Raw genomic sequence first — 13,370 nt, forward strand, 5'->3', positions numbered from 1 at the left:
GCAGCGGCGCCCGGTCTGCCGGACCGGGCGCCGCTGCTGCGGTACGGGTCACGTCGCGTCGCGACTGCATCTCCAGGTGATGAATCCACGTAGCCCGGCGGGTTGCCCGAAATCAGTACAGGGCACGCCGTGCCTCGGCGAGTACCCGTTGGGCGTCGGCCCCGGAGACAGCTGACCGCCTCAGCGCCTGCCACACCCGCTGATAGGTCGAGACGCTGTCCGCATCGTCCAGCCACAGTTCGGCGTGCCAGTCCTCGGTGATCGCGAGGCGGTCGTCGAGGATGTAGAACCCATTGGCAGGAGGGACTTTCACCGTGGCCCCCAGAGGGACGATGCCGAGCGTCACCGTGTCCATGCCGATGACGCCCACGAGGCGGTCCAACTGCGCGGCCAGTACGGACGGCGGACAGATCAAGGTGCGCAAGGCGGCCTCCCACAGCAGGACCTGGAGCTTCTTGCCCGGTTGGTAGAGCCACTCCTGCCGCTTCATGCGTGAGCGCACGGCGGCCTCTGTATCGCGCACCGAGTTCTGAAGCTCCGAGTAGCTGAGGAAGACGTGGCGGGCGTAGTCGGCGGTCTGGAGCAGCCCCGACACCATGGTCGGTTCCCATTCGTGGATGACGGACGTCTCGGCCACCAGCTCGTTCCACGTGTCCTGCACCGGTCGGTGCCCGGAGGCGAGCTGCCTCCGCCACGAACGAATGTGGGACTCGAACCCCCGTAGCCGTGCGTGGAGTTCGTCGAAGGTCTCGGGCTGGCGTGTAGCGACCGTCCAGAGTCTCAAGTCCTCGGCCGTCGCTGTCTGCCGCCCGTTCTCCAGCTTGCTCACCTTCGACTGTGTCCAGCCGAGACGCGCGGCCAGCTGAGTACCGGTGAGGCGGCCACCTGGACACGACACCCGGAGTTCCCGGAGCCTGGAACCCAGGGCTGACCGTGCTTGCTGGTAGTCCGTGCTCAACGGTTCAACACACGCCTTCGGTAAGGCTGGTTACGCCTCGAACGCTTCATACGGCACCGCGTGGTGCCACGCCTCGTCACGTACGAGGGAGCAGCGCACCACCTCTGCGGGCTCCGAGATGAGTTCGACGTTCAAGAGCTGGTCGTCGGAGTCGAAGTTCAGCTTGGCCACGATCCGCGAGTCGAAGATCCAGAAGTCTTCCTGGGGCAGGTGAAGCCGTTCGGCGTCCGCGCGCCGCAGACTCCTGATGCTTTCACCGATGGCGCTGTTGCGCTTCGCGTTGTCGAGCAGGTACAGCTGGCCGGGCGTCGGCGGGTCGTCGGCGATACGTACGCGCTCGACCCGCTTACCTGCGCCCGTCTGCGCACGGATCATGGTGCAGTACGGGTCTTCGAGGTCCCACCGTGCGCTGCCGGTCTCCATGAACTGGCGGTAGGTGTCGGTGGTTTCGTCGCTCGCGTAGCGTCGTCGGGTCTCCAACCGCCAGGCTGTGTACTTGAACGTCCGGAACAGGCCTTCGAACTCGTCCAGATCGATGATCCGCGCGGCGCGGGTGGCGTCCTTCGGGGCGTAGTCGACCAGCAGTTCACGCGGTACCACGACCGCGACTTCGCCCTCGGAGAGATGCTGGAGCCGTGCTACGTCCTGGGGATCGGTGAGCGGCGGTCCGTGAACAATCACTTCCCGGCTGTCGAGGTCTTCATGGACCGACGGGCATCCGGTGCCGCCGCTGCCCGTGCCGTTGAACTGCAACCTGCGTGCCATTCGAGTCCTCCTCGTGGAAGCCTTCCCGCTCAAAGGATCTCCGAGCTGGAACGGGAATGTCGACGCATAGCGAGCACTGGCGTGAGAATAATCGAGAATATCGCCCGCTTCCTCCCACTGCGCCCGTCTAGCCTCCCGTTCATGAGCAAGCGACGGACGACGATGGAACCCCCGGTGCACCTGACGGAGCCTTCGGCTTCGCCGGAACCCGTTGCCGGGTGCGACGTGTGCTCCGCACTGGCGCGGGCGCGGGCCGATTCGGCCAGGGTCGGCGACTGGTCGAAGGTCTCCGACGCCCACGTGGAGATCGGCCGCCACCGTGCTGGGCAGCACGCGTGAGCGGGGCTGTACGGGCCGCGTACCGATACGTCCAGCACACCATCACGGAGCATCCGGACACCGACGTGACCTTTGAGGCCGAGTGCTTGTGGTGTGAGTGGAAGGCGAAGCCCTCGGCCGACCCGGCGGCGGTCGATGTCGAGTGCCTGAGCCACACGGGCCGCAGCGCGCACAAGTCGTTCCGGCGGCTACGGACGTCATTCGCTCTGGTCGTCCGCGCCGGGTAGGCACCAAAGGTGCCGGGCGCCGCTGCTGCGGTACGGGCACCCCTACCATCCGGGCACCCCTATTCAGCCGGGCGCCCGTACCAGCGCGAACCGTTCGCGCCCCGGGGCACCTCCCGGTCAGCCCCCCACGTACGCCGCCAGGTGCTCGCCCGTCAGCGTCGAGCGGGCCGCGACCAGGTCGGCGGGGGTGCCCTCGAAGACGATCGTCCCGCCGTCGTGACCCGCGCCGGGGCCGAGGTCGATGATCCAGTCGGCGTGGGCCATGACCGCCTGGTGGTGCTCGACGACGATCACCGACTTGCCGGAGTCGACGAGCCGGTCGAGCAGGCCGAGCAGCCGCTCGACGTCCGCGAGGTGGAGGCCGGTGGTCGGCTCGTCGAGGACGTAGACGCCGCCCTTCTCCCCCAGGTGTGTGGCCAGCTTGATGCGCTGCCGCTCGCCGCCGGACAGCGTGGTGAGCGGCTGGCCGAGCCTGAGGTAACCGAGCCCGACGTCGGCGAGACGTTCGAGGATCCGGTGGGCGGCCGGGAGCTTCGCTTCGCCGTCGCCGAAGAACTCCTCCGCCTCGGCGACCGACATCGTGAGCACCTCGCTGATGTCCTTGCCGCCGAGCCGGTACTCCAGTACCGAGGCCTGGAACCGCTTCCCCTCGCACACCTCGCAGGTGGTGGAGACACCGGCCATCATCCCCAGGTCCGTGTAGATGACCCCGGCGCCGTTGCAATTGGGGCAGGCGCCCTCGGAGTTGGCGCTGAACAGCGCCGGCTTCACGCCGTTCTCCTTGGCGAACGCCTTGCGGATCGGGTCGAGGAGACCCGTGTACGTCGCCGGGTTGCTCCGCCGCGAGCCCCGGATCGCGCCCTGGTCGACCGTCACCACGCCGTCCCGCCCGGACACCGAGCCGCTGATCAGCGAACTCTTTCCCGAGCCCGCCACCCCGGTGACGACGGTGAGGACACCGAGCGGGATGTCGACGTCGACGTCCCGGAGGTTGTGGGTGTCGGCACCCCGGACCTCCAGCGCCTCCGACGAGGTGCGTACCTCGTCCTTGAGGGCGGCCCGGTCGTCGAGGTGGCGGCCGGTGACGGTGTCGCTCGCCCGCAGGCCCTCGACGGTCCCCTCGTACATCACCTGGCCGCCCTCGGTCCCGGCCTTCGGGCCGAGGTCGACGACGTGGTCGGCGATGGCGATGGCCTCCGGCTTGTGCTCCACGACGAGCACCGTGTTGCCCTTGTCCCGCAGTTGCAGCAGCAGTTCGTTCATCCGCTCGATGTCGTGCGGATGAAGTCCGATCGTCGGCTCGTCGAAGACGTACGTCACGTCGGTCAGCGACGAACCGAGGTGGCGGATCATCTTGGTGCGCTGCGCCTCGCCGCCGGAGAGCGTGCCCGCCGGGCGGTCGAGCGAGAGGTAGCCCAGCCCGATCTCCACGAACGAGTCGAGGGTGTCCCGCAACGCGGTGACCAGGGGCGCCACCGAGGGCTCGTCGAGGCCCCGGGCCCATGCGGCCAGGTCGCTGATCTGCATCGCGCAGGCGTCCGCGATGTTGATCTTGTTGAGCTTCGACGACCTGGCCTCCGCGCTGAGCCGGGTGCCGTCGCACTCGGGGCAGGTGTCGAAGGTGATCGCCCGCTCCACGAAGGCGCGGATGTGCGGCTGGAGCGCGTCGATGTCCTTGGACAGCATCGACTTCTGGATCTTCGGGATCAGGCCTTCGTAGGTCAGGTTGACGCCGTCGACCTTGATCTTGGTCGGCTCCTTGTAGAGCAGGTCGGCGAGTTCCCGCTTGGTGAACTTCTTGATCGGCTTGTCCGGGGAGAAGAAGCCGCAGCCGCCGAAGATCCGGCCGTACCAGCCGTCCATGCTGTAGCCGGGGATGGTGAGCGCGCCCTCGTTGAGCGACTTGGTCTCGTCGTACAGCTGGGTGAGGTCGATGTCGTTGACCGTGCCCCGGCCCTCGCAGCGCGGGCACATGCCGCCGAGGACGCTGAAGCTCCGCCGCTCCTTCGTCGTACGGCCGCCGCGCTCCATGGTGACCGCGCCCGCCCCGGAGATCGAGGCGACGTTGAAGGAGAACGCCTGGGGCGAGCCGATGTGCGGCTTCCCGAGGCGGCTGAAGAGGATGCGCAGCATGGCGTTGGCATCGGTGGCGGTGCCGACCGTGGAACGGGGGTCGCTGCCCATCCGCTCCTGATCGACGATGATCGCCGTCGTCAGCCCGTCGAGCACGTCGACCTCGGGGCGGGCCAGCGTCGGCATGAAGCCCTGGACGAAGGTGCTGTACGTCTCGTTGATCAGCCGCTGCGACTCGGCGGCGATGGTGCCGAACACCAGCGAGCTCTTGCCGGAGCCGGAAACACCGGTGAACACCGTCAGCCGGCGCTTCGGGAGCTCGACGCTGACGTCCTTCAGGTTGTTCACGCGCGCGCCGTGCACGCGGATCATGTCGTGGCTGTCGGCATCGTGCGGCGCAGACGCCCGCGCGTTCTTCCTGGTGGCCATGCTCGTGGTGTCTCCATCTGTGTACGCGGGCGGCTTCGCGGTCTGCGTCTACGTCGGCTTCGCGGTCTGCATCTACGTCTGCGTCGGCGTCTGCGTCTGCATCTACGTCTGTGTCGGTGGCTCCGGTCGTGAGCCGGTGCCCGGTGTCGCACGACGACGCCGGGCACCGCAGCGGGATCGGACCCTACCGGTCCTCGAGCACTCCGAGAACATTGCCGTCGGGGTCGGTGAAGGTGGCCACCAGGCGGCCCCCGCCGACATCGTGCGCGGCCTCCTTCACGGTGCCCCCCGCGGCGGTCACCTCGGCGAGCTTCGCCTCGATGTCCGGCACGTGCCAGTAGGCCACCGGCCCGGTCATGCCCTGCGCCGCACCGCCCGGCACCAGCCCGATGTGCTGGCCCCCGGCCTCGAAGCCGACGTAGTACTCCGCGTCGGCCACCGGCTCCACGCCGAGCAGGGCGGCGTACACCGCTTTGGCCTTCGCCAGGTCGGACACGGGGTGCAGGACGGTCTTGATCCCCTGAGTGGAAGAGCTGGTCATGGTCGTCACTCCTGAAGTCTTGGGCGGTCGTTTCCCCTGCATTTCAAGCTACGGGCGGGGCGCGGGTTCCGCTTCTCCATTCCTGACCGGTCAGGGCGCGGGCGGATCCCGGAGCGACTCGGGCGGGGACGGGGCCCATGCGCATCCGTCGGTCACACCGGGCGTTCAGCTGTGGCCAGGAACGGCCGGGCGGGCTCTTCGGCTCCGATGTCCAGGAGGTGCAGCCCGGTGGCGGGTCCGCCGGGCCGTGCCCGGGGCCAGAGGTGGTGTTGGGAGAGCGTTCGGCATCCGGTACCCGGCGCGCAATTCTGCGGTCGTGGAGTGATCCCTAGGGTGAGCCGTTCGAATATTCAGCATAGGAGCGGAAATGCACAGTTCTCCCGCAGGCGGCAACGCCGGTGGCGCCGGACCGATACCTGTGGCGGCCCTGGAGGCGGACCGGGATGCGGGGACTGGGCACAACGGGCCCGGCGAGCACCGGTCCGGGTGCGCGTGCCCGCGCACCGCGGACCTCGACGGGAACGGCGTCGCCGCGTCCAGCCGTCGCACCTTCCTGCACCGGGCCGGTGTGCTCGGCGCCGGTGCGACCACTGCGGGGCTGCTGGGTTCGGCGCCCGCGTACGCGTCCGGCCCGAGCGGCAAGCACGAGGACCCGTACGACGTGACCACGACGGCTCACTCACCGCGCGGCAAGTGGAGCCCGGACCCGGACGATCCGCGGTTCACCGTCGTCGTGATGCCCGACACGCAGTACATGTTCGATCAGGACCGCATCCACCCGGCGCCGATGGAGGCGTCGTTCCGGTACGTCCTCGACCCGAAGGGCCGCGCGAACGGCCACGACGAGAACATCGTGTTCCTGGCCCACCTCGGCGACGTGACCCAGAACGGTCTCCCCGAGGAGTACGCCGCGGTGACGAAGGTGTTCGACATGCTGGACCGGGCGGGCGCCTCCTACAGCGTGCTGGCCGGCAACCACGACGTCCACGACGACGACCAGCGGGGCGCCACCCCGTACCTGGACACCTTCAGCCCGAAGCGGGCCAGGAAGACACCCGGCTACCACTCCTCCAGCCCCGACGGGTACAACACCGCCCACATCTTCAGGGCGGGCAGCCGCAAGTGGATGCTCCTGTCGCTGGACTGGCGCCTGTCGGACAAGGGCTTCGCGTGGGCCAACGCGGTCATCGCGGCCGATCCGACGCTGCCGGTGATCGTGACCACCCACGAGATCGTCGGCGCCGACGACGGCGGCGAGGCCGAACTGTCCGACTACGGGCACCAGTTGTGGGACCGGCTGATCAAGGACAACGACCAGATCTTCCTGACCCTCAACGGGCACTACTGGCCGCCCGGCAGCACGGTCCTGAAGAACAGCGCGGGCAACGACGTGCACCTGCACATCACCAACTACCAGGACCGGTACTACGGCGGCTCCGGCATGATCCGCTCGTACCGCTTCGACCTCAACCGCGGCACGATCGACGTCGCCACCTTCTCCCCGTGGGTCCGCGAGCTGGCGGCGAAGAACGAGCTGAACGCCCTCGCCGCGAAGGAGATCGAACTGACCTCGAAGGTCGACTACTTCTCGATGGAGATCGACTTCGACCAGCGCTTCGCCGGGTTCGCGCCCGTACCGCCCCGCAAGGCCCGGCCGGCCCGGCGGATGCTGCTGCCCGGCACGCTCGCCTACTGGCGGTTCGACGAGGGCGGCGCCGCCGGACGCGATGTCGCCCCCGGCACGGTCGTCAAGGACCAGACGGGCAAGGGCAACGACCTCGTCCTGTGCACCGTGCCCGGCACCCCGGCACACGCGCTCACCTGGACCGGTGACCACCACCCGGACCAGCCCGGCCACGCCGGTCTGGTCTTCGCGGGCGGGGGCAAGCCGGCCAGCGGGGTGTACCTGCAGACGGTCGACAAGGCACCGGTCAACCGTGAGACGTTCGCGCACGGCTACACCTTCGAGGTGTTCTTCAAGGTGCCCGCCGACTGGGACGGGGACCGCAACGGCTGGTCGTCGATGCTCAGCCGCGTGGGCAGCGCGGGCCGGGCGGGCAAGAACGGCCCCTCCGCCACCGCGGAGGAGCCCGTCCTCGCCCTCAGCCTGTCCACCGGCATCGAGCTGCAGTGGAACGCCTACCCGCTCAACCGGAACGGGCCGACGACCGCCTGGAGCCACCTGCTGCAGAAGGAGCAGTGGTGGCACGTCGCCGTCGCCAACGACGGGCGGACCAGCAAGCTCTACGTCAACGGCTGCGAAGAGGGCCGCAACCCCGCCGGCGCCGCCGTCGGCCTGACCACCCTCAACATGCCGTTCCTGCTCGGCGGTTACCAGTGGGACGGTGCGCTCGACCAGGTCTTCCACGGCACCATCGGCGATGTCCGCATCACCGGCCGGGCCCTCGAACCGGGCGAGTTCATGAACGCCTAGGCCGTGTGCACTCCTCGGTGAGATGCACACACGCCTGGGTGAGGTCCGGCGGAAACGCCCGAGGGCGGTACCCCTGTGAAAACAGGGGTACCGCCCTCGGTTCGTACAGCGATGGAGCTACTGAGCCGGGGCTCAGAAGTCCATGTCACCGCCCGGCATGCCGCCCGGAGCGCCGCCGGGGGCGGCCTTCTCCGGCTTGTCGGCGATGACGGCCTCGGTGGTGAGGAACAGCGCGGCGATCGACGCGGCGTTCTGCAGCGCGGAGCGCGTGACCTTCGCCGGGTCGATGATGCCCTCGGCGATCATGTCGACGTACTCGCCGGTCGCGGCGTTCAGGCCGTGACCGATCGGGAGGTTGCGCACCTTCTCGACGATGACTCCGCCTTCGAGACCACCGTTGACGGCGATCTGCTTCAGCGGGGCCTCCAGCGCGAGCTTCACGGCGTTGGCGCCGGTCGCCTCGTCACCTTCGAGCTCAAGCTTCTCGAACACCGCGGAAGCCTGGAGCAGGGCCACGCCACCACCGGCGACGATGCCCTCCTCGACGGCCGCCTTCGCGTTGCGAACGGCGTCCTCGATGCGGTGCTTGCGCTCCTTGAGCTCGACCTCGGTCGCGGCACCGGCCTTGATGACGGCCACGCCGCCGGCCAGCTTCGCGAGGCGCTCCTGGAGCTTCTCGCGGTCGTAGTCCGAGTCGGAGTTCTCGATCTCGGCGCGGATCTGGTTGACGCGACCCTGGACCTGGTCGCTCTCACCGGAGCCGTCGACGATCGTGGTCTCGTCCTTGGTGATGACGACCTTGCGGGCGCGGCCGAGCAGGTCCAGCCCGGCGTTCTCCAGCTTGAGGCCGACCTCCTCGGAGATGACCGTGCCGCCCGTGAGGATGGCGATGTCACCGAGCATGGCCTTGCGGCGGTCGCCGAAGCCCGGGGCCTTGACGGCAACGGACTTGAAGGTGCCACGGATCTTGTTCACGACCAGCGTGGACAGGGCCTCGCCCTCGACGTCCTCCGCGATGATCAGCAGCGGCTTGCCGGACTGCATGACCTTCTCGAGAAGGGGGAGCAGGTCCTTCACGTTGCCGATCTTGGAGTTGACGATCAGGATGTAGGGGTCGTCGAGCGACGCCTCCATCCGCTCCATGTCGGTGGCGAAGTACGCCGAGATGTAGCCCTTGTCGAAGCGCATGCCCTCGGTGAGCTCAAGCTCAAGACCGAAGGTCTGCGACTCCTCGACGGTGATGACGCCTTCCTTGCCGACCTTGTCCATCGCCTCGGCGATGAGCTCGCCGATCTGGGTGTCAGCGGCGGAGATGGAGGCGGTCGAAGCGATCTGCTCCTTGGTCTCCACGTCCTTGGCCTGCTCCAGCAGAGCGGCGGAGACGGCCTCGACGGCCTTCTCGATGCCACGCTTGAGGGCCATCGGGTTGGCACCGGCGGCGACGTTACGGAGGCCCTCACGGACCAGCGCCTGGGCGAGGACGGTCGCGGTGGTCGTACCGTCACCGGCGACGTCGTCCGTCTTCTTGGCGACTTCCTTGACCAGCTCGGCGCCGATCTTCTCGTACGGGTCCTCGAGCTCGATCTCCTTGGCGATGGAAACACCATCGTTGGTGATCGTGGGGGCGCCCCACTTCTTCTCGAGGACGACGTTACGGCCCTTGGGGCCGAGGGTGACCTTGACGGCGTCGGCGAGCTGGTTCATCCCGCGCTCGAGACCGCGCCGTGCCTCCTCGTCGAACGCGATGATCTTGGCCATGTGAAGTGGTCCTCCCGGACAGGGGTGGATGCGTCAGACCTGGCGGCGCCCGCGACGGACGGCCTGCGTGCCTGGTGGTTCCTTGCCCCACCTGGCCTGCGGGCCTCGCCAACCCGGTCTTTCTGTCACTCTCACTGGGAGAGTGCTAACGCAATGATTAGCACTCGACCCCCTTGAGTGCAAGCGCCTTCAAGGATCCGTGGACGCGCGCGGACGCACGAGAGGCCCGTACCCCGCTGTGGGGTACGGGCCTCTCGGCGTGAGTGCGTCGGTGGCCGATCGCGCCTTGGATCAGACGGCGAGTTTGACCATGTCCGCCTGCGGACCCTTCTGGCCCTGCGAGATCTCGAACTCAACTCGCTGACCCTCTTCAAGGGTGCGGTAGCCGTCCATCTGAATCGCGCTGTAGTGGACGAAAACATCCGCACCACCGTCGACCGCGATGAAGCCGTACCCCTTCTCCGCGTTGAACCACTTGACGGTGCCCTGAGCCATGCCTAACTCCCCTATAACTGGCCCTTGCAGAGGCCCGCACTCCGCGGGACCCGGGTCAGACCTTGCGCCGGAGCGCGTCGACCGCGGCTGAATGTATCTGCCCAACTGCCCTCTGCAACAGGTCAATCGGACGAGAATTCTGTGCATGGCCGAACGCCCCATTGGGCGGATTTCCGGGGATCCTCGGGCAAGTCAGGCCAGGCAAAGGGCACTTACGACGCAAAGGGATCCAACACTTTGCCCACAGCTTGTCGCGTTCTCATATGCGCGCGGCACGGACGATCAAGGGGGCTGCCCCAACTCTACCCCGTTCAACCCTACGGAATTGCCCCCTCCGCTTCGTTCGCGGAGGGGGCAACAGGAAGACGGTGGGGGCTTGCTCAGCCGCCGGCGACGGCCGGGATGATCGAGATGCCCGCGCCGTCCGGCGTGGCCGTCTCCAGGCCCTGCTCGAAGCGGACGTCGTCGTCGTTCACGTACACGTTCACGAAGCGGCGCAGCTTGCCCTGGTCGTCCAGGACGCGGGCCGCGATGCCCGTGTGGTTCTTCTCCAGGTCGGCGATGACCTCGGAGAGGGTGCCGCCGTCGGCGGCGACCTCGGCCTGGCCGCCGGTGTACGTACGGAGGATGGTGGGGATGCGGACCTTGACGCTCATGCGGGTTGCCTTCCAGGAGTCGGGTGGCGGGGTGCGGGACGGACGGGACCGGCGGGACCGGCGGGAGGGGCGGGAGGGGCGGCCGGGGGCCGCAGACCTCAGCTCTTCGCCAGTCCGGCCTCGCGGAACGCGTCCAGGGTCGGACGGATCGTCGCGGTGGGGCCGGACGTCGGCGCGACCGCGTCCAGCGTCTTGAGGCCGTCGCCGGTGTTGAGCACGACGGTGCTGAGCGCCGGGTCGAGCAGCCCGGCTTCGAGCAGCTTCTTCGTCACCCCGACCGTCACCCCGCCCGCGGTCTCCGCGAAGATGCCCTCGGTCCGGGCCAGCAGCTTGATCGCGTCGACGATCTGCTCGTCGTCGACGTCCTCGACCGCGCCGCCGGTACGCCGGGCGATGTCCAGGACGTACGGCCCGTCCGCCGGGTTCCCGATGGCCAGGGACTTGGCGATGGTGTTCGGCTTCTGCGGCCGTACGACGTCCTGTCCGGCCTTGAACGCGGTGGAGACCGGCGAGCAGCCCTCCGCCTGCGCCCCGAAGATCCGGTACGGCTTGTCCTCGACCAGACCGAGCTTGATCAGCTCCTGGAGCCCCTTGTCGATCTTCGTGAGCTGCGATCCCGAGGCGATCGGGATGACGATCTGGTCCGGCAGCTGCCAGCCGAGCTGCTCGCAGATCTCGTACGCCAGGGTCTTGGAGCCCTCGCCGTAGTACGGGCGGAGGTTGACGTTGACGAAGCCCCAGCCCTCGCCGATCGGGTCACCGATCAGCTCGGAGCAGAAGCGGTTGACGTCGTCGTAGTTGCCCTCGATGCCGACCAGCTCACCGCCGTACACCGCGGCCATGACGACCTTGCCCTGCTCCAGGTCGTGCGGGATGAACACGCAGGAGCGGAAGCCGGCGCGGGCGGCGGCGGCGCCCACCGCACCGGCCAGGTTGCCGGTCGACGAGCAGGAGAGCGTGGTGAAGCCGAAGGCGCGGGCGGCCTCGACGGCGATGGCGACGACGCGGTCCTTGAAGGAGTGCGTCGGATTGCCCGAGTCGTCCTTGATGTGCAGGCCACCGGTGATGCCCAGCTCGCGGGCCAGGTTGTCGGCCTTGACGAGCTTGGTGAAGCCGGGGTTGAGGCTGGGGTGCGAGGCCACGTCGGCGGGGACGGGCAGCAGCGGGGCGTAGCGCCAGATGTTGTTCGGCCCGGCCTCGATGCGCTTCTTCAGCTCGTCGGGGGAGCCGCTCGGCAGGTCGTACGCCACTTCGAGCGGCCCGAAACAGGACGCGCAGGCGAACAGGGGGCCCAGCGGGAAACGCTCTCCGCACTCGCGGCAGGAAAGAGCGGCGGCGGGTCCGAGATCCACGGTGTCCGAAGCGGTCCCGGCGTTCTCGGAGGTGGTGCTTGCGACAGTCGGCACAGTCATGCTGGCGAGGTCCTCTCCTCATCTTCCTCGCGACGTACTTCGCCGCAAGACGGAATTGGCACCTTCCCCACCATGACCTCGCGGTCGGCAGGAGGGTTGCCGGGACTTCAACGGGCCGTTCCCTCAGTCCCTCTGGATGAGCGCTTATGACTCCGGGCCACGAGGCCCGGGTGTTTGTCAGCGAGCTGACCCCCGGCATGCGACGGTCATTCGCGTTGTTCAAGACTGTAACCGAAGGCAAGGACGGTTGAGATAGTCGTCCGAACCGCGAGATGGCTCACAGTCAAGGAGACGCGCCGTGCTGGATGAGGTGGACCGCTGGCTGACCAGGCGTTCCTGGTCGGCGGCCGATCGCCCGCTGGACCGGCTGACCGCCGCCAAACGGGGCGTCGGAGTGAGTGTCGTGCTCCCCGCGCTCAACGAGGAGGCGACGGTCGGCGCGATCGTCAGGACCATCCGGCGCGAGCTGATGGAGGCCGTGCCGCTGGTCGACGAGCTGGTCGTCATCGACTCCGGTTCCACCGACCGCACGGCCGAGGAGGCCGCCGCGGCGGGCGCACGGGTGGTGCACCGGGACGAGATCCTGCCGCGCATTCCGGCCGTCCCCGGCAAGGGCGAGGTGCTGTGGCGCTCACTGCTGGTGACCGGCGGCGACATCGTCTGCTTCGTCGACGCCGACCTCAGGGACTTCTCGGCGGACTTCGTCTCGGGGATCGTCGGGCCGCTGCTGACCGACCCCGATGTGCAGTTCGTGAAGGCCATGTACGACCGGCCGCTCGGCGAGGAGCCGGGCCAGGGCGGGCGGGTGACCGAGCTGGTGGCCCGGCCGCTGCTCAACCTGCACTGGCCCCTGCTGGCCGGTTTCGTCCAGCCGCTCGGCGGTGAGTACGCGGTACGCCGCTCGCTCCTCGAACAGCTCCCCTTCCCCGTCGGTTACGGGGTCGAGCTGGGCCTGCTCGTCGACGCGCTGCACACGGTGGGGCTGGACGCCCTGGCCCAGGTCGACGTCGGCTCGCGCGTCCACCGCCACCAGGACGGGCTGGCGCTGGGGCGGATGGCCGCGGCGATCTACCGGACCGCGCAACTGCGGCTGTCGCGCGGGCACCTGGTGCGGCCCCGGCTCACCCAGTTCGAGCGGGGTCCGGGCGGCTTCACGCCCCGTACCTACACGGTGGACACGGAGGAACGGCCGCCGATGCGCGACATCGAGGAGTACGCGGCCCGGCGGGCGGCGTAGGGCCTCTCGTCTGGATCACGCCGGGCTCACGGGGTGTGGCACGCAC

12 protein-coding genes and 1 riboswitch are annotated in these 13,370 nt (G+C 68.6%); of the genes, 4 read left to right on the top strand and 8 right to left on the bottom strand.

Going from position 1 to position 13,370, the window contains the following annotated elements; genetic code table 11:
• Window positions 1-112: 112 nt before the first annotated feature.
• Together OG709_RS15875 and OG709_RS15880 are read right to left on the bottom strand one after the other, a co-directional pair.
• Window positions 113-958, bottom strand: coding sequence for a helix-turn-helix domain-containing protein (locus OG709_RS15875; protein WP_329166602.1), 846 nt, complete (start codon window positions 956-958; stop codon window positions 113-115).
• A 30-nt stretch (window positions 959-988) separates the two neighbouring features.
• Window positions 989-1,723 carry a DUF6879 family protein gene (locus tag OG709_RS15880; RefSeq protein ID WP_250301065.1) on the bottom strand — a complete coding sequence of 245 codons (735 nt, stop codon included), beginning with the start codon at window positions 1,721-1,723 and terminating at the stop codon, window positions 989-991.
• A gap of 141 nt (window positions 1,724-1,864) precedes the next feature.
• On the opposite strand from OG709_RS15880, the gene OG709_RS15885 reads away from it, so the two are divergent.
• Complete coding sequence (locus tag OG709_RS15885) at window positions 1,865-2,062, top strand: hypothetical protein (RefSeq protein ID WP_250301064.1); 198 nt, start codon at window positions 1,865-1,867, stop codon at window positions 2,060-2,062.
• Window positions 2,059-2,289 (top strand): DUF7848 domain-containing protein, encoded by a 231-nt coding sequence (locus OG709_RS15890; RefSeq protein WP_266642320.1) that lies wholly within the window; start codon window positions 2,059-2,061, stop codon window positions 2,287-2,289. The genes OG709_RS15885 and OG709_RS15890 overlap by 4 nt, the downstream gene beginning before the upstream one ends.
• 117 nt (window positions 2,290-2,406) lie before the next feature.
• On the opposite strand, the gene OG709_RS15895 is transcribed toward OG709_RS15890, so the two are convergent.
• Both OG709_RS15895 and OG709_RS15900 read right to left on the bottom strand, forming a co-directional pair.
• On the bottom strand, window positions 2,407-4,791 hold the full coding sequence (locus OG709_RS15895; RefSeq protein WP_266642319.1) for an excinuclease ABC subunit UvrA: 2,385 nt from the start codon (window positions 4,789-4,791) through the stop codon (window positions 2,407-2,409).
• 184 nt (window positions 4,792-4,975) lie between these two features.
• Complete coding sequence (locus OG709_RS15900; RefSeq protein ID WP_250301062.1) at window positions 4,976-5,332, bottom strand: VOC family protein; 357 nt, start codon at window positions 5,330-5,332, stop codon at window positions 4,976-4,978.
• A 367-nt stretch (window positions 5,333-5,699) separates the two neighbouring features.
• Between OG709_RS15900 and OG709_RS15905 the strand changes: the two genes are divergently transcribed.
• On the top strand, window positions 5,700-7,766 hold the full coding sequence (locus tag OG709_RS15905) for a LamG-like jellyroll fold domain-containing protein (protein WP_326694582.1): 2,067 nt from the start codon (window positions 5,700-5,702) through the stop codon (window positions 7,764-7,766).
• A gap of 132 nt (window positions 7,767-7,898) precedes the next feature.
• Here the strand turns inward: OG709_RS15905 and groL are convergent, their stop codons facing one another.
• From groL to thrC, 4 genes are all read right to left on the bottom strand, one after another.
• On the bottom strand, window positions 7,899-9,524 hold the full coding sequence (gene groL / locus OG709_RS15910) for a chaperonin GroEL (protein WP_250301060.1): 1,626 nt from the start codon (window positions 9,522-9,524) through the stop codon (window positions 7,899-7,901).
• Between the two features lie 291 nt (window positions 9,525-9,815).
• Window positions 9,816-10,019 carry a cold-shock protein gene (locus OG709_RS15915; protein WP_005315736.1) on the bottom strand — a complete coding sequence of 68 codons (204 nt, stop codon included), beginning with the start codon at window positions 10,017-10,019 and terminating at the stop codon, window positions 9,816-9,818.
• Window positions 10,020-10,399: 380 nt separating this feature from the next.
• Window positions 10,400-10,675, bottom strand: coding sequence for a MoaD/ThiS family protein (locus tag OG709_RS15920; protein WP_164262622.1), 276 nt, complete (start codon window positions 10,673-10,675; stop codon window positions 10,400-10,402).
• Between the two features lie 98 nt (window positions 10,676-10,773).
• Complete coding sequence (gene thrC, locus OG709_RS15925) at window positions 10,774-12,087, bottom strand: threonine synthase (protein WP_250301059.1); 1,314 nt, start codon at window positions 12,085-12,087, stop codon at window positions 10,774-10,776.
• 15 nt (window positions 12,088-12,102) lie between these two features.
• Window positions 12,103-12,230: riboswitch (SAM riboswitch) on the bottom strand.
• Window positions 12,231-12,385: 155 nt separating this feature from the next.
• On the opposite strand from thrC, the gene OG709_RS15930 reads away from it, so the two are divergent.
• The gene (locus OG709_RS15930; protein WP_250301058.1) at window positions 12,386-13,324 is read left to right on the top strand and encodes a glucosyl-3-phosphoglycerate synthase; all 939 of its coding nucleotides are present in this window, start codon (window positions 12,386-12,388) and stop codon (window positions 13,322-13,324) included.
• Window positions 13,325-13,370 lie beyond the last annotated feature (46 nt).

It is taken from the genome of Streptomyces sp. NBC_01267, assembly GCF_036241575.1.
GTDB lineage: Bacteria > Actinomycetota > Actinomycetes > Streptomycetales > Streptomycetaceae > Streptomyces.